Source organism: Streptomyces sp. NPDC028331 (assembly GCF_055565775.1).
In genome coordinates, this window is sequence record NZ_JBVHTR010000029.1 from 77,223 (window position 1) to 102,141 (window position 24,919).

The following is a 24,919-nucleotide window of genomic DNA, read 5'->3' on the forward strand; positions in this document are numbered from 1 at the left end:
GCTCCGCGCATCGCTGATCCGCCCCTGGCGCGGCGGGAGACGTCGACCGCTCCCGTGATCCACCCGGCGTGCACGCCGATGAGACGTGTCACACGATCAAGTGGTCGAACTCGCCGTCCTTGATGCCCAGCAGCATCGCCTCGATCTCCGCGCGGGTGTAGACCAGCGCGGGCCCGTCGGGGAAGCGGGAGTTGCGCACCGCCACGTCTCCCCCGGGCAGCCGGGCGAACTCCACGCATGACCCCTGGGAGTTGCTGTGCCGGCTCTTCTGCCAGGCCACCCCCTGCAGCTCCGTCGCAGCCATGCCGTTGTACACGTCATCCACGTCGCACACGTCGTGGTCCACAGGTCGCTCCCCGGGTGGTGCAGTGGCTGGTATGGCCATTGATGCAGCGGTCAACTGCCCCGGATCATAACCCCGTTCACGTGCAGATGCAGGAGCAGATGCACGTGCACGCGGGGTGGTCCTGCGGTTACAGCTTTTACGGTTCCTTGACTACGCTGGGCCTGCGCTCTGACTACAGTCGGTCAAGCGCATGCCCCAGAGCCCGCATCACATGCGAGCTCCAACCCCCGTGCATGATCTTCCGCGCCATCATCTGTGCCGGGTCGTCCGGGTCGAACCCTTCGTGCACTAGGAAGAGACGCGTTCCGCGGCCTTCCTGTTCCACTGTCCACGTGATGGTCCAGTCCGCGGGATTGGCGGGGTCGGTGTCGGTCCAGCGGACGCGCAGCATCCGTTCGGGCTCGTAGGCGAGAACCCGCACTTCGACGGTGCCGGAGAAGCGCGCGTTGGGCCGCGGCACCGAGGTCATCGTGTAGCGGTGGCCGACCTCCAGCCGGAAGTTCTCACTGCCGGGCATCTGCCACTGTGCCAGCAGGGCGGGCTCGGTGAGCGCGCGCCAGACCTTGGCGGGCGGGTGGGGCAGGAACTGCTCGACGCGGACGGTGGTGAGGTCGTCGTCGGGTGCGGTGCTCATGGCCGGTCATCGTCCGGCATGCGGTCGAGCAATTCGCCGAGGTCCTTCAGGGCGCCGCGCCAGAACCGCTCGTAGGGATGGAGCCAGTCCTGCACCTCGGCGAGCGGCGCTGCCCGGAGGCGGTAGATGCGCTGCCGGCCGGAGCGCTGCTCGGCGACGAGACCGGCCTCGCGCAGCACTTTCAGGTGCTCCGACAGACTCGGGCGGCGCATGGCGAAATGATCGGCCAGGGCCTGAACGGGCTGCGGACCCTTCTCCCGCAGCAGGCGCAGCACCTCGCGCCGCGTGGCGTTGGCGAGCGCGGCGAAGACGCGGTCGGCGGCGGTGTCCGCACCGGCCCCGGTCGCGGTCATACCGGTCTTCCTATCCGTGAGCCTCGGTCAGCAGCATCAGACCGTTGCCGTCCGGATCCCGGAAGGACGCCATGCGGCCCCAGGGAAGGTCGTCCGGCCCCTGGACGGAGACCCCCGCCTCGGCCAGGCGTGCGCAGTCGGCGTCGACATCGGTCGTGACCAACATGATCCCCCGGGCGGTGCCGGGCTCGAAATCACCCATGCCCGGCCCCGAGAGCGTGAAGACGGTCTGGGCGCCCTCGGGGGCGACCTGGAGCCAGCGCCCCTGCGGCAGATCCAGGTCCGCGGCGACCACGAACCCGAGGACGTCGGTGTAGAAGCGCAGGGCGCGATCCTGATCGGCGACGGGGAGGGTGACGAAGGAGGCGTGTGTGATGGTCATGGCCGCACAATAGGTAGGTGATTCCCTACGCGTCAAACGTAGGAGATTCCCTACCTGTATCTCGTCGGGTCTCGACGATGTCTCGTCGATGTCTCGTCGATGTCTCGTCGATCGCATGGCGCGGCAGCCGCCCTCGGCGCCACCGCCCGACCTTGCAACCGCCCCCTGCGACTGACCCGCGGCTGCCCCCGCAACTGACCCCTGCCGCCGACCCCCGCGACCGACCCCGCGGCTGCCGATCGCGCGGATCGTCCCGCGTGAGCAAGCGCACGCCCGACGTCTCACGGGAGCGGCCGAGTCGTGCTGGTAGCTTGCCAGCGGCCGTACCCATGACGTCATCGGCACCCCTGGGAGACTCCAGTGACCACGGCGACCCATCTCACGCGCCGGCAGGCCCGCGTCGCGCTCACGGCCGTGGGCTGTGCGGCCGCGCTCGTGCTGACCGGCTGCAGCAGCGACTCCGGCGGCTCGGGAGGCGGCGCTTCGGCCACGCCCGGCGCGTCCTCGCCGACGGCTTCGGCGGACGGCGGCGGCAGCCCCGCCGCCCCGGGCGGGAAGGCCGGGAAGCTGGAGGGGAGCTGGCTGGCCACGACCGGCGGGAAGGCGGTGGCCCTGGTGATCAACGGTCGTCAGGCCGGGCTGTTCGCCACGGGCGGGACCGTGTGCAGCGGAACGGCGGGCGAGGAGTCGGGCATGCAGATGATCCACCTCAAGTGCACCGACGGCAGCAGGAAGCGCAGCACCGGCATGGTCGAGTCGGTCACCTCCAAGAGCATGAAGGTGACGTGGGAGGGCGGCCTCGGCACGGAGACGTACGTCAAGGCGGAGGGCGGCACGTTCCCGAGCGGGTTGCCGACGGCGAGCCTCGGCTCGTGACGCACGCCTTCCGCCGGGGCTCCGGCGGAAGGCGTGCCCCGCGGACCGGAGGGCCCGCCGCCCGCCGACAGATCAGCGGGTCTCGTCGCCTCCGGCCCCGCCTCCGCGTTCGAGTTCCTCCGGCTCGGCTGCCCGCCCCGGCTCCCCGGCTCCGCCCGGCGCGGACCCGGCCCCGACCCGTTCCCCCGGCTCCCCGCCCCCTCCCGGCGTGAGCCCCTGTTCGGCCCGCTGGGCGTTCCCGTCCACCGCCATGGGGGGCGTGGGCGTGGTCAGGGCGGCCGTGAAGGCCTCCAGCGCGTCCAGGATCAGGGCCGCGCCCCGGTGGGCGACCGTGAACGTGATGGTGTCCTCCGGCCGGGAGGACTCCGTCTCCCACGCGGCGAGCGCCTCGCGCACCGCCTCCCACGTCGGCGGCCGGCGTTCGCGTACCGCCTTCGCCGCCCGGTCCGTCGCGGTGCGCAGGGCCTCGGCGAAGCGGGCCGCCGGGGGAACGGGCGTGGCGTCCGGGTCCGGGAGGTGGGCCTCCAGCAGCATCGCCACGCGGCCCGTCTGCGCCAGCGCCTCCTCGGCCTCCTCGGCGGCCGTCCGGGACAGGCCCCGGTGGCGTACCGGCTCGTTGGCGGCCCGGGCCACGGCCGTGTGCCACTCCGCGCGGGCGGTGCGCGCCGCGAGGAGGGTCTCGCGGACGTCCGGGGCGTTCTTGCCGACGGGCTGCGCGTAATGGCCGACGACGGCGGCGGCGTACCGCCCCTGCGCGGCCAGCCAGTCGGCGAGCCGGTTCCGCAGCCGCGGGGTCTCCCAGGCCGGGTAGACGGCGTACGCCAGCATGGCGAGGACACCGCCGAGCAGCGTGAGCAGCACACGCTCGGGGACCGTCTGCGTCCACCGCTCCCCCACCATGCCGAGCAGGAAGACGACGTACGCGGAGATGCACGCCTGGACCGCCACCTGCCCGGTGCGCATGAGCACGTACATCAGCCCGGCCGAGACGACGGCGAGAGCGCCGGAGAGGGCCGCCCCCGGAGTGGCCAGCCGGACGACGAGGGTGGCGACGGTGACGCCGACGAGGGTGCCGCCGAAGCGGGCGACGGCACGGCTGTAGGTCTGGGAGAAGTCCGGGCGCATGACCATGACCGCGGCCAGCGGCGCCCAGTACCCGTGTCCGAGCGGCAGCACCTCGCCGAGGACGTACCCCACGGTGGCGACCACGGCCACGCGCACCGCGTGCCGGCCGATCTGGGAGCCGGGGTTCAGTTCCCCGCGCATGGCGCGCAGCGCGGTGGGGACCAGCCGGACGAGGCTGGGGCGCTGCAGATACGGGGGCGGGGCGCTCTCCGCGACCTGCTGCCCCTCCGGCGCGCCCCCGGCCGTCTCCACCACGTCCTGGAGCAGGGAGCGCAGCCGCTGGGCCGCCCGGTGGGCCGGACCGGTCAGGATCGCCCCGGTGTCGGGGGTCCGCAGGGCGGCCACCGCCGCCGGGGGCAGGTCGACCGGGGTGCCGTGGCGGATCGAGAGGGCCGCCGCGTCGAGGATGCCGGCGGCGGCGGCGAGCAGTTCGCGGACCCGGTCCCGTGCCCGGCCCTCGCGCGGCACGCCCAGCGCCGGGTCGGCCAGCGAGGCGAGCACCGGCCGGATGCGCTCGGCGAGCCCGCGCGCGCCGTGGAGTTCGGCGGGGCGGTGGCGGGCCTGGCGCCGGGTGACGGCGGCCGCGTTGCGGGCCTCCATCAGCGGCAGCGGGTCGAACCGCGCGACCGGATCGCTGCGCAGCCTGCGTGCGTAGTCGGCCTCGGCGGCCAGCGCGTCGGCGAGCGCGTCGCGGTGGGCGCCCCAGCGCCGCACCGGGAAGACGATGATCAGCCCCGCCTGCACCAGACCGCCCACGATCATCATCGCGGCGTGACCGGCCGCCTGGGCGACGGTCGCCGGCAGGGTGACGGTCACCAGCATCATCGCAACGTTCGAGGAGGCGATCAGACCGGTCGTCGGGCCGGCCGCCCAGCTCAGCCCGGCCACGAAGGTCCACACCGCCAGCAGGGCCAGGAACAGCGGCAGATGGGAGATCGTGAGGTACCCGAGGAACGTGGAGACGGCGAGGCTCGTACCGGAGGCCAGGGCCAGCTCGGGGCGCGGGCGCCAGCTTCGCTGGAAGGTGGCGATCGCCGCCTGGAACGCGCCGAACGCGGAACTGGCCGCGACGGCTGGCCCGAACAGCCACAGGCTCGCCGCGATCACGAGGGCGAGCCCCGCCGCGCCGCGCACCGCGACCAGCGGCTCGAGCCGCGTCCGCTCGACCCTCAGCCCCGCACGGGCGGCCTCCTTCAGCGCCGGCAGCCAGCTCATTCCGCCAGCGTACGGGAGCCATCGGTCAGGCATACGGGGCGAATCACGACAACCGTGCCGACGGCGCCCACGGTGAACGGAGGGCGCGCAACGCCTGCCCGCACGCCTGCGTGATGATCCATGAGCACCATCACGAATCAGAGGAGCCCGATGCGCGCCCTTCCCGTCCGTCTCGCCGTCACCGCCCTCGTGGCGGGCCTGGCACTGACCGCCTGCGACAGCAGTGGCAACAGCAGCGGCAGCAGCACGAGCGACGACAGTGGCAAGAGCAGGAACACCGCCGAGTGCACCCTCGGCATCAAGGTCGGCCCCGCCAACGCCGCCACCACCGCCGGCGACACCGGCAACGTCCCGGTCACCCTCACCAACGAAGGCAGCCGTCCGTGCGCCCTCGACGGCTTCCCGGGCGTCGAGCTGACCGGCGGCACCGGCTGGAAGGTGCCCGAGCAGGAGGGCGCCAACCCGGAGAAGGTGACGCTGCAGAAGGGCGACACGGCGACCTTCACGATCACGTACGTGCGCGGGAAGGCCGGCGGCACGGACAGCGCCGCGGCGAAGAGCGTGCAGATCACGATCCCGGGCGCCGGTGACGCGCACAGCTACCCGTGGTCGTACGGCGAGGTGGCGCTGAAGGGCGGGAAGACCCCGGACGCCTCGGTGAGCCCGATCCAGGTCGCGGGCGACTGACGCGAGCGTTCAGGGGAGCCGGGGCCGCCCCGTGACCTGGGCACGGTCGGCGGCCGCGGCCCCCTGCTCCCATCCGGCCGCGTCGCTGACGCCGCGCAGCCGGGTGGTGACCGTGTCGGGGAACATCTGCTCCATGCGGTCCGTCACGGCGACGTCCCGGGCCGCGAGCACCGGCAGCAACTCGCCCTCGCCGCCGGTCATCTCCCCCTCGGCCCCCTCGGCGGCGGCCCGGAGCCGGTCGCCGATGCGGTGCGCGTACGCGGCCAGGAACGACTGCCGGAACGTCTTCGTGCGCTTTCGGCCGCCCTTGCGCTGCGCCGCCTCCGCCTTCGTCATCGCGGCGGTGGCCTGCACGAGCAGCGAGGTGTAGAGGAGTTCGACGGCCTCCAGGTCCGGCTCGAAGCCGATGACCGTGGAGAAGCCGAGCGCGTCGTGCCACACGGCGCGGCAGCGGTTCGCGGCGGCCACGGCGTCCAGGAGCACCGCCTTGGCCGTCTCGTACGGCGGATCGACGCCCAGGCGGCAGGCGCCGGGCGCGTCCGCGGTGTGCGTACGGGCCGCGAGCAGCGCCTCGTCGATGCTGTGCCGCGCCATCAGCTCCTGCGCCTTGGCACTGAGCGCCTCGGCCTCCTCGGGGTATCCGGTCGCCTCCGCCTTGGCGAGCAGGGCGCGGATGCGGGTGAGCATGCGGGACTCCGGCTGCCGCGGGGCGGCGGAGGGCCGGGGCTCGTCGAGCGGTTCGAGGGCGGGGAGGCGGAGCAGCAGGCGGTACAGCTCCAGGACGGCGGTGGCGTGGGAGAAACGGTCGGGGACACGCGGAGGATCCCGGTCGAGTTCCGTCAACTGGGCCGCCCAGCGCGGCGTGGGGGCGGGCCGTTCCCCCGCCTCGAGGACGATCAGGTGCGAGACGAGCCGGACGTGCGTCTCGTCCAGCTCCCGGCGCACCATGCGGACGACGTCGGCGGGCTGCCAGCCGCGCCGCCAGGCGGTCGCGACGAACTCCTGCCCGCGCCGCGCGAGTTCACCGTCGGCCGCCGGGTCGGCGGCGAGCAGTGACGCGGCGGTGTCGAGGGCGTCGTCGGTGTCGTCGTAGAGGGCCGTCCGCAGGGCGCGGTCCACGGTGGTCGTCGTACTCACACGGTCGATCGTGACACGGGGGGATTCCCGGAGGGCGCGGCCCCTTCGCACGGGCACGCGCGGAGGGAGACCCGCAGATTGTCAACTTCGGGTTGACACCCTCAGACTGTCAACTTACGGTTGACACATGACGGTGAATCCCTACATCTCAGCGAACCTGCGTCTCGACGACCTCATCGACGCCATCAAGAAGGTCCACACCGACGCCCTCGAACAGCTCCAGGACGCCGTGATCGCCGGGGAACACCTCGGCGACGTCGCCGACCACCTCATCGGCCACTTCGTGGACCAGGCCCGCCGTTCGGGCGCCTCCTGGACCGAGATCGGCAAGAGCATGGGCGTCACCCGGCAGGCGGCCCAGAAGCGCTTCGTGCCCAAGGAGTCCGCGGACCTCGATCCCAGCCAGGGGTTCAGCCGGTACACCCCGCGCGCGAGGAACGTGGTCATGGCCGCCCACAACGCGGCCAAGGAGGCCGGCAACGCCGAGACCGTCCCCGCCCACCTCGTGCTGGGGCTCCTCAGCGAGCCGGAGGCGCTCGCCGCCAAGGCCGTCACCGCCCAGGGCGTCTCCCTGGACGCGGTGCGCGAGGCGGCCACCGCGGCCCTCCCGCCCCGCGCCGAGGACGTCCCGGAACTCGTCCCCTACGCCCCCGCCGCGAAGAAGGCCCTGGAGCTGACGTTCCGCGAGGCGCTCCGGCTCGGCCACAACTACATCGGCACCGAGCACATCCTCCTCGCGCTCCTGGAGCTGGAGAACGGCGAGGGCCCGCTCAGCGGCCTCGGCATCGACAAGGCGACGGCCGAGGAGAACGTCAGGAAGGAGCTGACCGAGATCAGCGAGGCCCTCAAGGCCCGCGAGCAGAAGGACTGATCCATACGGACGGATCCGGCGTCACCGCTGCGACACCACTGCATCGCCGCAGCTCGGACCGATTGTCAGACCCCCCTGCCACACTCGTGGCATGACCGGGCGCTGGGCTCTCGCTCCGGCCGGGGACGGTGGCGTGGAGGTCGCCGCCCTCGGCCCGGACGGGCTGCTCGCCGGGCCCGTGATCAGGGAGGAGGACCTCGGCGAGGCCGTGCGCACACGGCCCGAGGTCACCCGGTGGGTGTGGCGGTCCACCGCCGACGTCCAGCCGCGTCTGCTCGCCACGGGGGTGCGAGTCGACCGGTGCTACGACGTCGAGGCCGCCGAGGCCCTCCTCCTCGGCCACGAGGGACGCCTCGGCGAGCCCCGGTCGGCCGCCGCCGCGCTGGCCCGGCTGCGCGGCGGCCCCGTACCGCCCGATCCGCCGACGCGCTCCGCGGAGCCCGGCGCGCAGTCCTCCCTGTTCGAGCCGAGCCCCGTACACGTCCCCCTGAAGGACCTCGTCGAGGTGTACGCGGACCAGCAGCGGCGGCACGGCGGCGCCACGCACCCGGACCGCATGCGGCTGCTCACCGCCGCCGAGTCGGCCGGCATGCTGGTGGCCGCCGAGATGCACCACGCCGGGATGCCGTGGCGCGCGGACGTCCACCGCGAGCTGCTGCACGACCTGCTCGGCGAGCGGTACCCGGGCGGGGGCGAGCCCCGGCGCCTGGCCGAGCTGGCCGACGAGGTGTCGGCCGCCTTCGGCCGCCGTGTCCGTCCCGACCTGCCCGCGGACGTCGTCAAGGCGTTCGCCCAGGCCGGGATCAAGGTGCGCTCCACCCGCCGCTGGGAGCTGAAGTCCGTCGACCACCCCGCGGTCGAGCCGCTCCTGGAGTACAAGAAGCTGTACCGCATCTGGGTCGCGCACGGCTGGTCCTGGCTGCAGGACTGGGTGCGCGACGGCCGCTTCCGCCCCGAGTACCTCCCGGGCGGCACGGTCACCGGCCGCTGGGTCACCAACGGCGGCGGCGCCCTGCAGATCCCCAAGGTCGTCCGGCGGGCCGTGGTCGCCGACCCCGGCTGGCGGCTGGTCGTGGCCGACGCGGCGCAGATGGAGCCGCGCGTGCTGGCCGCGATCTCCCGCGACCCCGCGTTCATGGAGGTCGCCGGCCGCGACGCCGACCTGTACCAGTCGGTGTCGGACCGGGCGTTCTCCGGCGACCGCGCCCAGGCCAAGCTCGCCGTGCTCGGCGCGATCTACGGACAGACCTCCGGCGACGGCCTGAAGAACCTCGCCGCGCTGCGCCGCCGCTTCCCGAAGGCGGTCGCCTACGTCGACGACGCGGCCCGGGCCGGCGAGGAGGGCCGGTTGGTGCGCACCTGGCTGGGACGCACGTCGCCGCCGGCGGCCGGGGCGCCCGACGACACGGCGGAGGAGGCGGGCATTCCGCAGGAGGACACGGCACCGGCCCCGACCGACGAACCCCAGCAGTGGATGCCGGGTTACGCCTCCCCCAACTCCCGCGCCCGGGGCCGCTTCGCCCGCAACTTCGTCGTGCAGGGCAGCGCCGCCGACTGGGCGCTGCTGATGCTCGCCGCGCTCCGCCGCGCCTGCGCGGACCTCGCCGCCGAGCTGGTCTTCTTCCAGCACGACGAGGTGATCGTGCACTGCCCGGCGAAGGAGGCGGAGACGGTGGCGGCGGCCGTCCAGGAGGCGTCGGACCTGGCGATGCGGCTGACGTTCGGCGAGACACCGGTGCGGATCCCGTTCATGACGGCGGTGGTGGAGTGCTACGCGGACGCCAAGTGAGGGCGGCGCCGCACCGAGGGCTCCGGCGCCGGGTGAGGGTCCCACCCGGGCTCACCCCTCCGTCAGCAGTCGCCTCAGCTCCCCCGCCACCGGAATGTCCGCACCCTCCAGCGCCGCGAGGCCCGACTCCCACTGCCGGCGGGCCTCCGCCGCGTCGCCCTCCGCCCGGTGCAGCAGGCCCCGCTGGTGGCGCGCCAGCGCTTCGGTGCGGCGGTCGCCGCGCCGGGCGGCGAGTCCCAGCAGCACCTCGCACTCGTGTGCGGCCCGCCTGGAGTCCCCGCGTTCCCGCAGCGCCCGCACCAGTCCGAGCCGGGTCCGGGACTCGCCCGGCCAGCGGCCGTGCCCGCCCAGGAGACGCAGGCTCTCCTCGAAATGGGGTACGGCGGCGTCCGGTTCGCCGAGCGCGAGACGGGCGAAGCCGATGTCGCGGTGCGCGGAGTGCCGGACGACCGCGGCACCGAGCCGCTCGCCGATCGCCAGCGCCTGGTCCAGCAGGGCGAGCGCGTCGTCACCCCGGTCCTTCAGCAACTGCACCCCGGCCATGTCCAGCAGGGCGTAGGCCTCCGCCGGCGCGTCCGCGAGCCCCCGCGCCGCGCGCAGGGCGGCACGCACGAGCACCTCGGACTCGGCGACGCGGCCACGGTGCCGCAGCGGGGAGGCGATCATCCGGACCAGCAGCGGCACATGGGCGGAGGTGTCCGCGTGACGCTCCACCAGCGTGACGATGTTCTCCAGTTCCAGGACGATCCAGTCGGCGGCGGCCTCGGCGGAACCGAAGGCGGGCACGGACGCCACGTCCGCGGTGTGCGTCCGGGGCTGCGAGGGGGTCGCCCGGAGCCGGTCCGCGCGCTCGGCGCCCGGCTCGGCCAGCGCCTCGTGCGCACGTGTGGCCATGGCGGAGTACCAGCGCAGGGCCACCTCGGCGCCGCAGCGCTCCGGCTCCGCGACCTGCTCGCCCGCCTCCGTCCGTTCGCCCGCCTCCGTCCGTTCGCCGGGCGCTGTCTGCCGGCCGTCCGCGGTCTGCCCGCCCCTCGCCGCCTGCCCGCCCTTCGCTGCCTGCCCGCCGTCCGCTGCCTGCCCGCCGTCCGCCGCCTGCCCGCCCTTCGCTGCCTGTTCGCCCCTCGCTGTCTCTTCGCTCGCCGCTGCCTCGTGGGCGAAGTCCCGGACGAGGTCGTGCGGCGCGTACCGGCCGTAGACGGTCTCCTCCAGCAGGGCGACATCGACCAGGCGGTCGAGGGCGGCCTCGGCGCGGCGTTCGTCCGTACCGAGGAGGCGGGCGAGGAGGGGCGGGCCGTAGTCGGGCAGGTCGAGCGCGCCGATCCGGGCGAGAGCGCGTGCGGCGTCCCGGTCGGCCTCGCGGTCGGAGGCGCGCAGCGCGTCGTGCGCGACGGCTAGCGATCGGCGCACGCTCAGGTCGTCGTACTCCAGATGGTGCAACCGGCCTCCGGTGGCCGCGAGTTGACCGGCCAGGACGTCCGGGGCGAGCGCGTGCCGGGCGGCCAGGCGCGCCGCGACGATGCGCAGGGCGAGCGGGAGCCGGCCGGCGAGTTCGACGAGCGGGTGCCCGGCGTGGAGCCCGTCCCGGCCGGAGACCGCGCGCAGCAGGGCCGCGCTGTCCTCGTCGGTGAGCGGTGCGAGCGGGACCCGGTGCGCGCCGTCGAGCGCGGTGAGCGGGGAGCGGCTGGTCACGATCACCGCGCAGCCCGGGCCGCCGGGCAGCAGGGGGCGCACCTGGGCGGCGTGCGCCGCGTCGTCCAGCACCATCAGGGTGCGGGTGGGAGCGAGCAGCGAGCGGAGCAACGAAGCCGCGGCGTCGGTGTGTTCGGGGATGCGGTGCGACTCGGCGCCGAGGTCGCGCAGTAGCGCGGAGAGCGCCTGGGCGGGGGTGAGAGGGGTCATGCCGGGTGTGGCGCCGTGCAGATTGACGTAGAGCTGACCGTCGGGGAAACGTTCCCGCAGCTCCTGTGCCACATGCAGGGCGAGCGCGCTCTTGCCGACCCCGGCCATGCCGCTGACCACGGCGACGCCGGGCGCGTCGCGTTCGGCGGCCAGGAAGCGCAGCAGGTCCTCGCGGACGTCCTCGCGGCCGGTGAAGTGCACGGGTGCGGGCGGGAGTTGGGCGGGCCTGGGCGTGTTCGTACGGCCGTCGTCGGGGTGGTCGGCGTCCGGGTGGTCGTCCGGGTGGTCGGCATACGGATCGTCCGCGCGCCCGCCGTCCGGACGCGCCCAGCCGCCGCTCCCGGCCCCGGACGGCCCCTCCCGGAGGATCTCCAGATGCGCCTCGCGCACGGCCGCGCCGGGCTCGACGCCCAGTTCGTCGATGAGGCGGGCCCGCAGGTCACGGTGGACGGCCAGGGCCTCCGCCGGGCGGCCGGTGCGGTGCAGGGCAAGCATCAGCAGCCGGTGGAACCCCTCCCGCAGCGGATGCCCGGCGACCAGCGCGGCCAGCTCGGGCACGAGGCTCCCGAGCCGCGCCCCGCCGAGCTGCAGTTCCGCGTCGTACCGCCACTCCAGGACGAGCAGCCGCGCCTCCTGAAGCCGCTGCACCAGCGCATGCCCTCCGGTCTCCGGGGGCAGCCCGGTGAGCGGGGTGCCGCGCCACAGCGCGAGCGCGGCGGAGGCCTCGCCCACGGCGCGCCGCCAGTCCCGGGCGGCGTGCGCGGCGCGGGACGCGACCAGGTGCTCCTCGAAGACGCGGACGTCCAACTCGCCCTCACCGACGCGCAGCAGATAGCCGGGCGGCACCGCGCGCAGCCGCTCGGAGCCGTCGTCGCCGAGCAGGCGCCGCAGCCGGGAGACATGGTTCTGCAGGGACGCCTGCGCGGAGGCAGGCGGGGCGCCGCCCCACAGCGCGTCCTTGAGCGCCTCGACCGAGACGACCCGACCGGGCTCCAGCAGCAGCGCGACCAGCAGGGCGCGCACCTTGCCGCTGCCGATGGTGCGCACCTCGCCGTCGGCGCCGTACACGACGGGCGGACCCAGCAGTCCGAACCGCAGCCCGTCCCGCATCGCCGCTCCGTCGCCCTTCCTCCCCAAGCTCTCGGCCTCGCTCGAGCAGGGGACCCTCACGGCACGGTCGCCGTGCCTCGCCTCACCATGCGGCACGAGTGCCGCGCAACCCCTGACCGCGCACGCCCGGGCGCCGCGTCCCGTCGTCGAATCCCTTCGGAAAACGGCGTGTTCCCGTCGGTCCGGCCCACGACTTCTCGGGGAACGGACCGGCTCACGGCCTCCTCGCCGGCCGTTGGCCCCATGTTAGCGATCTGTTGGCGTGGCCTGATGTGATCCTTTCATCGGATCTGGCCCGACGGCGCGCGCGTTCACGCGTAGCTCGGGGGAGTGTCGCCGCCGTGGCCGGATCCGGGGTGGCGTGAGGACCCGGTCGGTGGAGTGAACGACCGGGCCCTTCGTCGTCTCCGCCAACGCGGCGACCGCCTCCATGCGGCCGAAGGACACGGTGCCGTCTTCGGAACCCACCGCGGCTCAACGAGACTGCGGCTCGACGACACGCGCGCCCTGTCCGGGTCGTCCCCTGACGCTCAGATGACCGGCGGCCGGCCGAGTCTGGTGAGCCGCCACACCGTGCGCCAGCGCATGGGACGCCGTGCGCCGCCGGACGTGCGCAGCCCCTCCACGAACCCGCCGAACCAGGCCTTCAGCCCGCCCACCGACCGGGTCCGCAGCAGGGTGACGGCGATCCACACCCCCAGGTGGACCGGGATGAGGGGAAGCGGCAGCCGCCGCCGTACCAGCCAGACGCGGTTGCGGGCCGTGACCCGGTAGTAGATCGCGTGCCGGGCGGGCGAGGTCTTCGGGTGCTGGAGCAGCAGCTCCGGCGCGTACAGGATGGTCCACCCGGCGTCGACGGCCCGCCAGGCGAGGTCGGTCTCCTCGTGCGCGAAGAAGAACTCAGCGGGCCAGTCGCCGGTCTCGGCGAGCATGGCCAGGGACAGCGCGTGCCCACCGCCGAGGAAGCCGGTCACCTCCCCGCCGCGCATCGGGTCGGCGGCCCCGACCCGCGGGACGTGCCGCCGCTGCGTCTCGCCGTGCTCGTCCGCGATCCGGAACCCGACGATGCCGAGCCGGGGATCGGCGGCGTACAGGTCCCGTACGCGGCGCAGCACGTCCGCGTCCACCAGCAGCCCGTCGTCGTCGAGTTCCACCACGACGTCGACGTCGCCGAACTCCCGCAGCCGGGCGAGGGCCACGTTGCGGCCGCCGGGGCAGCCGAGGTTCTCGTCGGTCTCGACGCAGGTGACCTCTCCGGGAAGGTCCAGGCGTGCGGCGAACTCGGGCAGGGGACAGCCGTTGCCGACGATCACGATGCGGGACGGGGCGAGGTCCTGCTTGGCGACGGACCCGAGGAGGGCGTCGACCTCGGCGGGTCTGTTGCCCATGGTCACGACGGCGACGGCGATCCTGGGCCCCGGTTCCTGCTGCGGCTGCGCTTGCGACACGACGCCCACCCCTCCCCGCCGACGGCCGACCACGCGATGCTAGCCGTTCACTATGAGGACGCCCGGTGTCCGCCGGTTCTCCCCGCGACGGATGATTTTCCGCCGCGTTCCGCACGGGCGGGCACGCGGCGCCCACCCGTCGGACCCGCATGTACGCTGGCCGGAACCGCGTGCAGCGCGCCGCGGCAGCACGAGCGAGAACGTTCGGAAGCACGAGAAACACGAGAAAGGGGACGGAGGAGCGGAACCCGCCGCGGACCGTGACTCCCACCGCCCATGCCGTCCAACCCCCGGGCCGGGTCGCCCAAGGAGATCTCCAGCCCGAGCAACCCCCACGTCAAGGAACTCGCCGCCCTCCGCCGCCGGCGCAGCAGGCAGGCCGCCGGAGTGACCCTCGTGGAGGGGTACGAGGAGCTGGACCTCGCGCTGCGGGCCGGTGTGCGCCCCCGCGAGCTGTACTTCTGCCCCGCGCTGACCGGCGGGTCGGACCCGCGCGACGTGGTGGCCCGGGCGGCCGAGCGCGGCGCCGACCTGTTCAGCCTCAGCAGGCAGGCGTTCGACAAGGCCGCGTACCGGGAGGGTCCGGACGGCTGGCTCGCCGTCGTCCCGGACATCGAGACCGACCTATCCCGCATCCAGGTCGGCGACCGGTCCCTGTTCCTGGTCTGCGAGAGCGTCGAGAAGCCCGGCAACCTGGGTTCGATGCTGCGCACCGCGGACGCGGCCGGAGTGACCGCGGTCATCTCCGCCAACCCGGTGACCGACTGGGGCAACCCCAACGTGATCCGGGCCAGCAAGGGCACGGTGTTCGCCGTCCCGATCGCCTCGGCCGACTCCGAGCAGGTCGTGCGCTGGCTGGCCGACCACGGGGTCAACGTCGTCGCCACCACCCCGGACACCGACGTCCTGATGGCGGACGTCGACATGACGGGGCCCACGGCGATCCTCGTCGGCAGCGAGAAGTACGGCCTGACGGACCGGTGGCTGGGGGGCGGCCACACCAAGGCCAAGATCCCGATGTTCGGCCAGGTGGACTCGCTCAACGTCGCGGTGTCGGCGGCGCTGTTCACGTACGAGGCGGTACGGCAGCGGATGGCGGCGGGGCTGCGCTGACCCCGTCCACGTCTACTTCGGACAGGGATGCGGAGCCGTCGGCGACGGGCGTACCGGCAGGGGCGTGAGGGGCGTGCAGACCGGGGTGGCGACCCCGATGAGCTCCACCAGTCCCACGCCGCCGGTCGGCGGGAGGATCTTCGCCCAGTTGTTGGCCACCCAGGCGTTGCCCGCGGAGTCGATCTGCACCGCCGTGAGGTGCTGGATCGCCTTGTTCCGGAAGCCTTGCTCCGGGGACAGCACGGTGCCGGTGGAGGCGCCGGGCGGACAGGCGGCGGTGTTCACGCCGCACAGGAGCGAGACCGAGGCGTTGCCGAAACCGGCGACCCACACGCGGTCCTGTCCGTCGATCGCGACCGACCAGGGGAAGACCGTCCTGGGCAGTCGGTAGACGCCCGCGACGGTCCCGTCGGGCCGGACCTGGGTGACGGCGCTGCTGAAGAGGCCGGCCACCCAGGCGTTGCCCCTGGAGTCCAGGGCAAGTCCCACGGGTGCCTGGAGAGAGCTGTTCTCGGTGGATGCGATCGGCTTGAAGTCGGGGCCGATGACGGTCACGCTGCCGCCGACCCGGTCGATGCGCCGCGATTCCAGGACCGCGGTGAAGGAGAGGTGGCTGTTGGTGACCCACGCCCGGCCCTGGCCGTCGATCTGGACGGCGAACGGATGGTTGAGGCTCTTGTCGGTGATCGTGATCGCCTTCGTGGGATCGCCGTGCGGGTAGACGACGACGCTGCCCAGACCCGGGGCGCCCTTGAGGCCGTAGGAGTTGGCGATCCATATGTTGCCCCGCTGGTCGACGGCGACCCCCTGCGGTTTGACGAGACCGCCGTTCGTCCACCCCGTGGAGGGCGACAGCACAACGCCCGAGGCCGAGTACTTCGCCATGGCGTCGCCGCCGTAGCTGGGCGCCCAGACGGATCCCTGGTGGTCGATCGCGAGCCCCCATGCCCCGCCCTTCATGCCGCCGCCCCCGATCGGGCTGCCCAGGACCGGCCGGCCGGTCGGGTCGAGGACGGTGACGAAGGAGTTCGGGTCCCGCGTTCCCGGCTTCCAGTTGTTGGTCGCCCACACGTTGCCCTTCGCGTCGAACGCTATGCGGCCCGGAGCGTAGAGTTCGGCGGCGGTGCGGCGGAGCGCCAGCAGCCATGCCGTGGGGGCCGCGGTCAGCGCGGGAGCGAAGACCGGCGATGTCCGTGCCAGGGCCTGAAGATCGGCCGGGGCCAGGGTCGGGTTGCGGACGAGGTTGAGCACCGCCTGCACCGTGTCGGCGGGCATGGTGCCCCCAGGCGGGGTCGCCAGGCGAAGGGCCTGGTCGCAGCCCGGGGTGTTGCCCGCGCACAGGGAGACCAGGTTGGCCAGCGTGCCGAGCGTGGCCAGGGTCTCGCTGTTGGCACTGTCGCTCGTGAGCGCCGCGGCCGGCTTGCCGGTGCCGGGATCGGCGAGGTCGAAGGACGTCGCGGCGGCGTTCTGCAGACCGGGGCCGGGCCCCGTGATCCCGCGCCGGTCGTCGAACGCGGCGAGGGCGTAGGTGGTGGCGACGGTGGTCAGCTCGTTGACCGTCACCGTGCTCACGGTCCGCTCCGGCACCCCGCCGCCGGGGCCGACTCCGACGACCGAGCGCAGCCGGAGCCGGTGCCCCGGCACGGGCGTCGCCTCGACGTACAGCACGCCGTCGGCCGGCTTGGCGTACGCGATCCGGAACGAGCCGTGCGCGTCGGTCGTGGCCCGGCCCAGCGTCCTGACCGCGGCACGCGACCCGGTGTAGAGCGTGACCTGGGCTCCGCTCAGCGGCTTTCCCGCCCCGGTGACCGTCCCCTGCAGGGCGGTCGGCGCGGTACCCGGCGCCGGTGCCGGGAGCGCCGGTGCGGGGGCGTTCGGCATCGCCAGGGCGATGGCGGCGCCGGCCGCCGCGGCCGTGGCCGAGACCCACGGCCGGGCCGCGGTCCACTGTCCTGCGCGCCGCCGCCCGGGGGTGACGGGCCTTCGAGCCCGTATGCCTGATGTGCTCATGACTTTGGCTTCCTTCACTGCGCGGAGGAACAGGACGGGGCCGTGGGGACCCGAGCGGTGGGCGGGACCCGATCAGCCCTGCTGCGCGGTCGCGGACGGCCCGCCCTCGGCCGGTCCGCCCCCTCGCCTCGGCACCCGCAGCGTGAACCAGCCGACCCTGGCCCCGAACAGCCACACCACACCGAGGTAGAGCCCGGGACCGACTGCGCGCATCTCGTCGCGCACTCCACGGGCGGCCAGGGAGGTCTGCGAGTAGTCGATGACGATGCAGTCCCGGTCATCGACCAGACTCGGGCCGGTGTAGACCTGGGCCACGACGGCGAGCACGTCGAACGGGGTCATACGGTTGCTGAGGTGGCCCCCGGGGGCGAAGACCTTGCCCCGCCACAGGGTCAGGCGCACCAGCCGGGCGCATGCCCGGGCCACCCAGCCGCCTCCCCACCGCAGGATGCCCGTGCCCTCCAGGGGCCCGGTCGGAATCTCACCGGGCGGACTGGTGCGGAAGAGCTCCATCAGCCCGGCGTCGCCGGTGCTGAGCAGATCCCTCTCGCTGAGTGCCACGATCATCCTCCTCGCGGACGTGAGAAGCCGCTCCCGCCCGGGCCCGACACGATTCCGGCAGCCGTCACGTTCCCGTTCGGCGACCTCGTCGCACCGGCCGGCGCGTCGAGCGGGCCTCCCGCGGGGCGGGAAGGCGCCCGAGGACCACGGGCACGGCCCACGCGCAGCCGCTGACGGCTTCGTTCACGAAACCCGTCGCCCGGCGTGCGATCCGGCCGACACCCCTCACCCTGGCCACCCCCGGGGAGAACCGCCACCACTGCTGAGCCGAACGGCTGCATCGGCCAGGGCATCCACTGCTGAGCCGAACGGCTGCATCGGCCCGGAGGGGCATCACCGTCCGGCCCTCCTCCCCCGTCGCGGTCTCTCCCACCCGGTCGTCTCCGGGCCGCCACCCCACCGGGTGGGGGGGCGGGCCGGGGCTCGACGGCGCGGCCCGGGACCGTCAGGCTCCGTCAGGCCGGGTCAGGCCGCCGCTCGGCAGGGGTGGAAACGGGCCAGGTAGGCGAGGGTCGAGCCGTGGCGGGCGGCCAGGTGGAGGCCGGACGCGTCGGCGAGACGGTGCAACGTGCCGAACGGTATCCAGTGGCGGTCGAAGAACTCGCCGACCACCAGGCGGCCGCCGGGGGTCAGCACGCGAACGGCCTCGGCCAGCACCCGCTCCGGCTCCGGCATCTCACCCAGGGCGGTCACCAGGTACACGGCGTCGAACGTGCCGCCGGCGAAGGGAAGGTCACGGGCGTCGGCGCGGGTCGGCGTGATGGTGGTGAGGCCCCGCCGCCGCGCGCGGCGCATCACGTGGTCGAGCATCTCCGGCTGGATGTCCAGGACGTCCAGCCGTCCGTCCGGGCCGAGTTGCGGTGCGACGTGCAGCGACTGCAGACCGGTGCCGGGACCGACTTCCAGCATCCGCTCCCCCGGCCGGGGCCGGAGCACGGAGTCCAGGTTGCCCGACGTCAGGAAGGGCAACTGCAGGTCGAGCAGCCTGCGTTGGCTGTAGGGGTACGGGGCCTGGTCGCCGAACCACCAGGCACCCGCGGCGACGGCGCCGACGGCGAGGGCCCAGCGGACCCCGGGCTTGGTCAGGGCGGTTGAGGGCATGGGTCTTCTCCGAGTGGACGGGACGGGACGGTGGTGAGCGGGGGCCGGGAGGGACACGGTCAGTCCGTGGGGCGGGCGTGTCCCCTGACCGCCAGCACGGCGCACACCACCGCCAGCGGCAGCTCCGCGCCGAACGCCATCGCGACCGCCGAGATGCGGTCCGCGCCCGGTGCCGCCGTCATCGTGTCGAACCAGGCGTCGACGACCAGCAGCGTCGCGGTGGCGGCGGCCGTGAGCGGGTGCGCGTGGTGGCCGCGCACGGTCAGCAGTCCCGTGGCGATCAGGCCCAGCGCCTCCAGGGCGTCCAGGCCGATCCAGGCACTGCACCAGTTCTCGGCGACGGTGTTCCCGGGCAGGCCGCCCGCCAGCACCACCAGCCACGGCAGCAGGGCCACCCCGCACACGACCAGGACGTGTTCCATACGCCACCTGCGGCGGGTTCGCGTGCCGGCGAACTCCTGTCTGCCGTTCGCACATTGACGAACACTCACCACGCTCATCGGCTCGGTCTCCTCGCGTTCCCCGTTCTCGTTCACGTCCCCAAGCCTTCAGGGCGCGGCGCTCACGGTCAGTAACGCGGCTGTCCGTTCCGGGGTGGCACTGGTTGCACCCCCAAGGCGGCCGTTTACGCCATGGACCGCTCCTGACCTCGGCACCTACCGTTTCCCCATGCGAACTACCGCCCGCCTGCGGGGTGTTGTCCTGCGGCCGTTCCAAGGAGCCGGACGACCGGTCGCGTTCCTCGCCACAGGGGTCCTGATCCAGCTCGGCGTACTGCTGGTCACGGCCCTGCCGTGGCTGCTCTTCCTCCCGGTCCTCGACCCGGCGGGCCAACTGCTCCTCGCGGTGTTCATCCCGTTCACGGCCATCGTGCTCGCCGGGCCGCTGCTGACCGAGGTGCAGCGCGGCCGCTTCCGTACCCGGCTCGGGGTGGACATCCCCTCCCCCTACCGCGGGCGGCGGCCCCGGCTGCGCGAGTGGCCGATGTCCCCGCCGGGCCGGCGGCAGCTCGTGTACCACCTGCTGGACGGGCCCCTCCTGGCCCTTGCCGGGGCCTTCGTCCTCCTGCTGTGGGCCGCGGCCGTCACCGCCGCCTCGGTCTACGTGTGGCTCTGGCTGGTGCCGCTGGACTGGCGCGTCGACCACCCCGGCTACACCACCTGGGCGGCGTACGTCACCGCCGCCGGAATCGCCCTGCTCTACGCGGCTTCCTGGCTTTCCGGAGCCCTGACCCGGCTGGACACGCGGGCCGCCACCCTGCTGCTCGGGCCGAGCCGCGAGGAGCAGTTGGCGCGCCGGGTCGAGGCACTGGCCGTGAGCCGGGCGGGCCTGGTCGACGCGGCCGACGCGGAACGGCGGCGCATCGAACGGGACCTGCACGACGGGGCCCAGCAGCGGCTGGTCTCCCTGGCGGTCAACCTCGGGCTGGCCAAGGCCACGCTGGGGGACCTGCCGGAGGACGCCCGCCGGGTGATCGACGACGCGCACCGGGAGGCCAAGGAGGCGATAGAGGAGCTGAGCAGCCTGGTGCGCGGGCTGCACCCGGCCGTTCTGGAGGACCGCGGCCTCGACGCCGCACTGTCCGGCATCGCCGCCCGGGCGCCCATCCCGGTACGGGTGAGGGTGAACCTGCCGTCACGGCCGTCGCCCACGATCGAGGCCGTCGCCTACTTCGTCGTCTCCGAAGCGCTGACGAACGTGGTGAAGCACGCGGAGGCGTCCAGGGCCGAGGTCACCGTGGAACGCTTCGGCGCGGCCCTCCTGGTCGTCGTCAGCGACGACGGTGCGGGCGGCGCCGACCTCACCCGGGGCACCGGTCTTGCGGGGCTGGCGAAGCGGGTCGCTTCGGTCGATGGCACGCTGTCGGTCGACAGCCCCGTCGGGGGGCCGACCGTCCTGACCGTGGAGCTGCCGTGCGCGCCGTGATCGCCGAGGATTCCGTACTGCTCCGGATCGGCGTGGTGAAGGTCCTGGAGATGGCCGGGTTCGAGGTGGCCGCCGAGGTCGGTGACGCGGAAACCCTGTTGGCGGCGGTGGAGGAACACCGGCCCGACATCGCGGTGGTGGACGTCCGCATGCCTCCCGGCTTCACGGACGAGGGGGTGCGGGCCGCGCTGGTCGTCAAGCGGCAGTGGCCGGACACGGCGGTGCTGCTGCTCTCGCAGTACGTGGAGGAGCGGTACGCGGCCGATCTGCTGGCCGCCAACACCTCCGGGATCGGCTATCTGCTCAAGCAACGGGTCGCGGACGTGGAGGAGTTCGCCGACGCGCTGCGGCGGGTGGCCGCGGGCGGCACCGCACTGGACCCGCAGGTGGTCTCCCAACTGCTGGTGCGCCGCCACAGCGACCCCTTGGACCGGCTCACCCCGCGCGAACGCGAGGTCCTGGAGCTGATGGCGGGCGGCCGGTCCAACGCCGGGATCGCGCGGCAACTCGTGGTCAGCGAGAGCGCGGTGGCCAAACACATCAACAGCATCTTCGCCAAGCTCGACCTGCCGAAGGCGGACGCCGACCACCGCCGGGTCCTCGCGGTCCTGCGCTTCCTCGGGGTGGCCTGACGGTCGACGCGCTCGGTTACGAAAGTGAAAAGTTTAACCTTCCGTGGCCTGTGGGACTGGTGAAGATCGGCGAGTCGGAAGTAGCATCAGCCGCTTGTCTTTCGATGTATGCAGCATCTTCACCCACCAGGAGACCTGAGTGTCCTCTGCCCACAGAGGCGGGAACCACCGTCGCCGGGGCCGGATAGCCGTACGCGCCGCTGCCGCCACGCTGTTCCTCGGCGGCGCCGGCGCGTTCCTCATGGCGCCCGCCCACGCGACGCCACTGCCGACAGACATCGGCGTCCAGGGCCACGGCAGCGGCGACAAGTCGCAGCTCACCGCCCGCGTGCACGGCGCGCTCACCGCGCCGGCCGCCAACACTCCGGCCAGCCTGCGCCCCGCCGCGAGCGCGGGCGCGCCGTCCGGCACCACCACCAGCCCGAAGCCGCAGCCGTCGGCCTCCGGCACCGCCCGCACCCAGATCGTCGGCGGCACGACCACCAGCATCTCCACGGCCCCGTGGATGGTGCAGCTGTGGTACTACGACGACAAGGGGACCGCCGACACCAGTGACGACCTCGGCTTCTTCTGCGGCGGCACCGTCGTGTCGCCCACGAAGATCCTCACCGCCGCGCACTGCGTCTCGGGCTATGACTGGCACAACAACGGCTCGATCGTCTACGGCACCGACCAGTTGCCGACCACCGACTCGTCGACCAACACCACCGACTTCCACGGCGGCACGGTGACGGGCGTCTGGCGGCAGTGGAACGATCCCTCGTTCACGATCACCTCGCACGGCACCGCCGTCAACGACGTCGCCGTGCTGACGCTGCCCGACCCGATCAGCGCCAAGCCGCTGCCCATCACCACCTCCGACGACACCGCGTCGTACCAGGCGGGCACCCAGGCGCAGATCTACGGCTGGGGGCGCACCAGCTCCACCAGCCAGGACATCTCGCAGGCCCTGCGCAAGGCCACCGTGCCGGTGAACGCCGACTCGACCTGCTCGGGTTACTACGGCAGCGACTTCGTCACGGGCGCCATGACCTGCGTCGGTGCGCCGGCCAGCGGCTCCGACAGCGGCACCGTCGCCACCTGCAACGGCGACTCCGGCGGCCCGCTGGTCGTGAACGGACGCGTCGTCGGCGTCGTGTCGTGGGGCGTGCAGGACTGCGTGGCCCAGGGCTCGTACAGCGTCTTCACGAAGCTGAGCAGCTACGTCGGTGCGGCGGAACCGCGCATCGACGACACCGACCTCAGCGGTGACGGCCGCGCGGACATGTTCGCGATCGCCTCCAACGGCCAGGGCTACGAGTACGACTCGCGCGGCAAGTCCTTCGCGGCCCGTATCTCGCTCGGCGACTGGAGCGGGGTCAACCTGGTCCGCCAGGCCGACCTCGACCGCGACGGCTACGCCGACCTGCTGGTGCGCACCACCGACGGCACCCTGTACTGGCAGCACTACAACCTGTCCACCGGCAACACCGACGTCACCACGCTCGGGACCGGCTGGAACGGCATGAAGGTCATGCTCGTGCCCGGCGACCTCACCGGTGACGGCCAGCAGGACCTGCTGACCATCGACTCCAGCGGCAACTTCTGGCGCTACCCGGGCACCGGCCACGGCAACTTCGGCTCGCGCGTCAAGCTCGGCTACGGCTGGGGCCAGTACGGCACCAACGTCTTCGGCAAGGGCGACTTCACCGGCGACGGCAAGCTCGACCTGCTCGCCCAGGACTCCTCCGGGAACCTGTGGCTGTACAAGGGCACCGGCAAGCCGTCGGCCCCGCTGGCGTCCCGCGTGAAGATCGGCTGGGGCTTCCACTACAACGCGTACGTGATGAACGGGGACATGACCGGCAACGGCCACTCCGACCTCATCGCCCGCGACAGCAGCGGCAACCTGTGGCTGTACGAAGGCACGGGCGACGTCTCGCACCCGCTGGCCTCCCGCGTCAAGATCGGGTACGGCTACGGCGGCTACCGGCTGAGCTGACCGGTGCGGGGGCGGGAGAGGTCCCGCCCCCGGACACCGGGTGAGAACGGGCCCGCGCGCGTCCTGGTCAGGACGCACGCGGGCCCGTTCGCCAGTCGGTGAGCCGGCGGCTGAAGAGGAAGTGCTTACAGGCGCCGTACGCCGTCGAGTTCACGGTGTCCACGGAACTCCCGTTGGCGTGCGAGGACCGCACCCGAGCGCGGAACCCGGACAGGCCGGGGCGCCCCAGGTCGACGGCGGTTCCGGCCGGTACCCGCATGCGGCCGGTACCCGCATGCGACCGGTCTCCACGCCGGCAGGGCCTTGACGCACCACGCAAAGAAGGCGCCAACCGATTCTTGTGATTTCCGGCGCACGACACCGGCGACTTCAAGCCGGTGGATCTCCCGGCCAAAGGGCGCGACATCATCGCGTCTTGAACCCGCAAAACCCACTTCCCCGCGCATCACCTCCTCCAGTACTGCTGGTCCGTCCATGTACTCGACGACGGGGGAAGCGGGATGAGCCAGTTCGGTGTCGACCCCGACACGCTGACCGACCTTGCCGGGAAGTTCGACAGGGAAGCCAAGGGCCTGGCGCAGCCGGCCTCAAGAAGGGTGCCGAGAGCTTCGTCACGAACTTCGTGGCGGACTCGGGCAGCACGATGCTCAACCAGGCCGTTAACGGCCGGCCCGTGACCGTCGGAGACGACCTCGCCAGCGGCGCTTGGGCCGCCGGCGGAACAGCCGTGTTCACTGGGGGCGGCGCGGCGCTCGCGGACGCAGCCGGACTGACCGGGGTGGCCGGCGACGTCCTGAGGGGAGACGGCCTGCTGGGCACCACCGTCAACGGCGCCGCGGGCAACGTGGCCGGTGGACTCACGACTGACATCGCCAACGACCGGGATGCCTCGACGATGGGCCAGAACGCCCTCACGAACGCCGCAACCGGTGCCTTCGGGAACGCCCAGAACCACGGCGTCAACCATGCCTTGGAGCAGCACGGGAGTCTCGGCGGCAAGAACCTCAGTGACCGGGGCGAGCTGGCCGACAGCGCGTTCAAGAACACCGTGGGAACCACCTTGAACACGGGCGTCTACGCTGCCGGCTCCGGCATCGAGGCGGATGTCCAGGATCTGGCGAAGGACGAGTGAGCATGATCGGCGACGTGAGGCTGGCGGCCGTTTCGAACCCTAACCCGGACCACCCCGCCACCTGGGCCGGCTTCTTCTGGGCGCTCCTCGGGGTTGGCGGGTGCCTGATCGTCGTCATCGGCGCCGCCCTGACCGTTGCTCTTTGGAGCGTCAGCGATCAGAAGAAGTTGGGCAACTACGTTCTCGGGCCGGTGATCCTCGTGATCGGTCTTGCAATCGCCGGCTGGAGCTTCGGGCTGTTGTGACAGGGCACGACGGGCCCGGCGACATGATCCTGGCGGGGGTCGCACACAACAACCCGAACTACGATCCCGGCTGGGTTCCCTTCTTTGCGGCGCTCGTCGTGCTCGCGGGCTGCTTGATCGTCCTTGTCGGTGGAGCCATGTCCTTCGGTATGCGGGACCTCGTAGGCCGAAGGAAGTGGGCCGGTTACATGATCGGGCCGACGATCATCACGATCGGCATTGCTGTCGTCGCCCTTGGCGTGTGGCTGTGGTGACCATGTGACGCCGGGCGGCCTGGGTCCCGGACCGGCTACCGGATCCGGCATCGAACTCCGTTCATCCTGAAGTCACAGGCCGATGCCGATGC

23 protein-coding genes are annotated in these 24,919 nt (G+C 73.0%); 11 read left to right on the forward strand and 12 right to left on the reverse strand.

Annotated features, from left to right (window positions below; genetic code table 11):
- Positions 1-88: 88 nt before the first annotated feature.
- The 4 genes from ACZ4SW_RS32125 to ACZ4SW_RS32140 all read right to left on the reverse strand — a co-directional run bounded on the left by ACZ4SW_RS32125 (position 89) and on the right by ACZ4SW_RS32140 (position 1,715).
- The gene (locus tag ACZ4SW_RS32125) at positions 89-346 is read right to left on the reverse strand and encodes a DUF397 domain-containing protein (RefSeq protein WP_468252391.1); all 258 of its coding nucleotides are present in this window, start codon (positions 344-346) and stop codon (positions 89-91) included.
- Positions 347-518: 172 nt separating this feature from the next.
- Positions 519-980, reverse strand: coding sequence for an SRPBCC family protein (locus tag ACZ4SW_RS32130; protein ID WP_468252393.1), 462 nt, complete (start codon positions 978-980; stop codon positions 519-521).
- A complete protein-coding gene (locus tag ACZ4SW_RS32135) occupies positions 977-1,333 on the reverse strand; it encodes an ArsR/SmtB family transcription factor (RefSeq protein WP_468252394.1) in 357 nt (118 codons plus the stop codon). Before ACZ4SW_RS32135 ends, ACZ4SW_RS32130 begins: the two co-directional genes overlap by 4 nt.
- 10 nt (positions 1,334-1,343) lie before the next feature.
- On the reverse strand, positions 1,344-1,715 hold the full coding sequence (locus ACZ4SW_RS32140; RefSeq protein WP_468252396.1) for a VOC family protein: 372 nt from the start codon (positions 1,713-1,715) through the stop codon (positions 1,344-1,346).
- Between the two features lie 360 nt (positions 1,716-2,075).
- Here ACZ4SW_RS32140 and ACZ4SW_RS32145 point away from each other — a divergent pair, with 360 nt between their 5' ends.
- Complete coding sequence (locus ACZ4SW_RS32145) at positions 2,076-2,591, forward strand: hypothetical protein (protein WP_468252398.1); 516 nt, start codon at positions 2,076-2,078, stop codon at positions 2,589-2,591.
- A 72-nt stretch (positions 2,592-2,663) separates the two neighbouring features.
- Here ACZ4SW_RS32145 and ACZ4SW_RS32150 read toward each other — a convergent pair whose 3' ends face one another.
- On the reverse strand, positions 2,664-4,931 hold the full coding sequence (locus ACZ4SW_RS32150) for an FUSC family protein (RefSeq protein ID WP_468252400.1): 2,268 nt from the start codon (positions 4,929-4,931) through the stop codon (positions 2,664-2,666).
- A gap of 150 nt (positions 4,932-5,081) precedes the next feature.
- On the opposite strand from ACZ4SW_RS32150, the gene ACZ4SW_RS32155 reads away from it, so the two are divergent.
- Entirely contained in the window at positions 5,082-5,618 is a 537-nt protein-coding gene (locus tag ACZ4SW_RS32155) for a DUF4232 domain-containing protein (protein ID WP_468252402.1), read from the forward strand.
- Positions 5,619-5,627: 9 nt separating this feature from the next.
- On the opposite strand, the gene ACZ4SW_RS32160 is transcribed toward ACZ4SW_RS32155, so the two are convergent.
- Positions 5,628-6,755 carry a DUF2786 domain-containing protein gene (locus ACZ4SW_RS32160; protein ID WP_468252403.1) on the reverse strand — a complete coding sequence of 376 codons (1,128 nt, stop codon included), beginning with the start codon at positions 6,753-6,755 and terminating at the stop codon, positions 5,628-5,630.
- Between the two features lie 127 nt (positions 6,756-6,882).
- On the opposite strand from ACZ4SW_RS32160, the gene ACZ4SW_RS32165 reads away from it, so the two are divergent.
- Positions 6,883-7,626: a Clp protease N-terminal domain-containing protein gene (locus ACZ4SW_RS32165; protein ID WP_468252405.1), complete on the forward strand. Its 744-nt coding sequence runs from the start codon at positions 6,883-6,885 to the stop codon at positions 7,624-7,626.
- Between the two features lie 91 nt (positions 7,627-7,717).
- Positions 7,718-9,415 (forward strand): bifunctional 3'-5' exonuclease/DNA polymerase, encoded by a 1,698-nt coding sequence (locus tag ACZ4SW_RS32170; protein WP_468252406.1) that lies wholly within the window; start codon positions 7,718-7,720, stop codon positions 9,413-9,415.
- 51 nt (positions 9,416-9,466) lie between these two features.
- Here the strand turns inward: ACZ4SW_RS32170 and ACZ4SW_RS32175 are convergent, their stop codons facing one another.
- Together ACZ4SW_RS32175 and ACZ4SW_RS32180 are read right to left on the reverse strand one after the other, a co-directional pair.
- Positions 9,467-12,424, reverse strand: coding sequence for an AfsR/SARP family transcriptional regulator (locus ACZ4SW_RS32175; protein WP_468252408.1), 2,958 nt, complete (start codon positions 12,422-12,424; stop codon positions 9,467-9,469).
- A gap of 530 nt (positions 12,425-12,954) precedes the next feature.
- Positions 12,955-13,872, reverse strand: coding sequence for a glycosyltransferase family 2 protein (locus tag ACZ4SW_RS32180; protein ID WP_468252410.1), 918 nt, complete (start codon positions 13,870-13,872; stop codon positions 12,955-12,957).
- A gap of 276 nt (positions 13,873-14,148) precedes the next feature.
- On the opposite strand from ACZ4SW_RS32180, the gene ACZ4SW_RS32185 reads away from it, so the two are divergent.
- Positions 14,149-14,985, forward strand: a complete 837-nt coding sequence (locus ACZ4SW_RS32185) for a TrmH family RNA methyltransferase (protein WP_468252411.1) — start codon at positions 14,149-14,151, stop codon at positions 14,983-14,985.
- A gap of 12 nt (positions 14,986-14,997) precedes the next feature.
- Here ACZ4SW_RS32185 and ACZ4SW_RS32190 read toward each other — a convergent pair whose 3' ends face one another.
- The 4 genes from ACZ4SW_RS32190 to ACZ4SW_RS32205 form a co-directional block, all read right to left on the reverse strand.
- Positions 14,998-16,995, reverse strand: a complete 1,998-nt coding sequence (locus ACZ4SW_RS32190; RefSeq protein WP_468252412.1) for an NHL repeat-containing protein — start codon at positions 16,993-16,995, stop codon at positions 14,998-15,000.
- Positions 16,996-17,067: 72 nt separating this feature from the next.
- Positions 17,068-17,556 carry a hypothetical protein gene (locus ACZ4SW_RS32195; protein WP_468252413.1) on the reverse strand — a complete coding sequence of 163 codons (489 nt, stop codon included), beginning with the start codon at positions 17,554-17,556 and terminating at the stop codon, positions 17,068-17,070.
- A gap of 465 nt (positions 17,557-18,021) precedes the next feature.
- Positions 18,022-18,657: a class I SAM-dependent methyltransferase gene (locus ACZ4SW_RS32200; RefSeq protein ID WP_468252415.1), complete on the reverse strand. Its 636-nt coding sequence runs from the start codon at positions 18,655-18,657 to the stop codon at positions 18,022-18,024.
- A gap of 59 nt (positions 18,658-18,716) precedes the next feature.
- Positions 18,717-19,193 (reverse strand): hypothetical protein, encoded by a 477-nt coding sequence (locus ACZ4SW_RS32205; protein WP_468252416.1) that lies wholly within the window; start codon positions 19,191-19,193, stop codon positions 18,717-18,719.
- A 133-nt stretch (positions 19,194-19,326) separates the two neighbouring features.
- On the opposite strand from ACZ4SW_RS32205, the gene ACZ4SW_RS32210 reads away from it, so the two are divergent.
- From ACZ4SW_RS32210 to ACZ4SW_RS32235, 6 genes are all read left to right on the forward strand, one after another.
- On the forward strand, positions 19,327-20,583 hold the full coding sequence (locus tag ACZ4SW_RS32210; RefSeq protein ID WP_468252418.1) for a sensor histidine kinase: 1,257 nt from the start codon (positions 19,327-19,329) through the stop codon (positions 20,581-20,583).
- Positions 20,571-21,215, forward strand: a complete 645-nt coding sequence (locus ACZ4SW_RS32215) for a response regulator transcription factor (protein ID WP_468252419.1) — start codon at positions 20,571-20,573, stop codon at positions 21,213-21,215. Before ACZ4SW_RS32210 ends, ACZ4SW_RS32215 begins: the two co-directional genes overlap by 13 nt.
- A 139-nt stretch (positions 21,216-21,354) precedes the next feature.
- The gene (locus ACZ4SW_RS32220) at positions 21,355-23,196 is read left to right on the forward strand and encodes a trypsin-like serine protease (protein WP_468252421.1); all 1,842 of its coding nucleotides are present in this window, start codon (positions 21,355-21,357) and stop codon (positions 23,194-23,196) included.
- A 643-nt stretch (positions 23,197-23,839) separates the two neighbouring features.
- A complete protein-coding gene (locus tag ACZ4SW_RS32225) occupies positions 23,840-24,328 on the forward strand; it encodes a hypothetical protein (protein ID WP_468252422.1) in 489 nt (162 codons plus the stop codon).
- 2 nt (positions 24,329-24,330) lie between these two features.
- Entirely contained in the window at positions 24,331-24,573 is a 243-nt protein-coding gene (locus ACZ4SW_RS32230) for a hypothetical protein (RefSeq protein ID WP_234519923.1), read from the forward strand.
- Complete coding sequence (locus tag ACZ4SW_RS32235; protein WP_468252423.1) at positions 24,570-24,827, forward strand: hypothetical protein; 258 nt, start codon at positions 24,570-24,572, stop codon at positions 24,825-24,827. The genes ACZ4SW_RS32230 and ACZ4SW_RS32235 overlap by 4 nt, the downstream gene beginning before the upstream one ends.
- The last annotated feature ends 92 nt before the right edge of the window (positions 24,828-24,919 follow it).